This is a genomic window from Paraprevotella clara YIT 11840 (assembly GCF_000233955.1).
Taxonomy (GTDB): Bacteria; Bacteroidota; Bacteroidia; order Bacteroidales; family Bacteroidaceae; genus Paraprevotella; species Paraprevotella clara.
The window spans coordinates 1-644 of record NZ_JH376668.1; the positions used below are offsets into that span (position 1 = coordinate 1).

General features: G+C 33.7%; 2 protein-coding genes. Both read right to left on the minus strand.

The window, feature by feature from the left end; genetic code table 11:
* Window positions 1–289, minus strand: a 289-nt coding sequence (locus tag HMPREF9441_RS16970; protein ID WP_008623307.1) for a hypothetical protein, incomplete at its 3' end; no start/stop codon positions are given.
* A gap of 120 nt (window positions 290–409) precedes the next feature.
* The coding region (locus tag HMPREF9441_RS18780) for a hypothetical protein (protein WP_008623308.1) at window positions 410–644 on the minus strand (235 nt) is incomplete at its 5' end.

Consider the following 644-nt stretch of genomic DNA (forward strand, 5'->3'; position numbering starts at 1 on the left):
ATTTAGAAAGTTGTGCTATGCACGCATCGATTTCGCGTATGAGTGCATTTATTTTCTGTTTTGTTTCAGTTTTATGTTCTTTACTGCCCAATATGCGGTTCGCTACTTTCAGGGCATCATTCTGCTTCTTCAGTTCAGAGAGGTTGTGTTCACACTCTTTTTTTTCTTCAAGGAGACCGTTTATACACTGCTTTAGGCTTTCGTTTTCCTCCTTCAGTGCCTCTATATTCTTCTTTAGCAATACGGTCTTAGCCTCAATTAAGTCCACTAATTGGCTTATATTACTCATCAGTAGCGATACTATAATATTTGGCGCAAAGATAGTGTATTTTTAAAATAAAAACAATTTTTTTAATAGATAATTGAAAAATATACTTTTAATAGTCTCACTATCAGCACCTAATTGTGTTTATTTCTGAGCTTTTTGGGTAGACTTCCAAATATATACTATTTGCACTATTATCAAAAAAGCATTGGGTAGAATCACAGGAATGCTCATTATACAATAGCCGTATATTACAAAGAGGATACACCCCACAAGGTTGGTAAGGCGTATATACAATAAGTTGTCTTTGATGATAAAGCTCAAAACAACAAAAAAGGAGGCTGCATAACCTATAAAATCAATCATTTTCTTGTTTGTT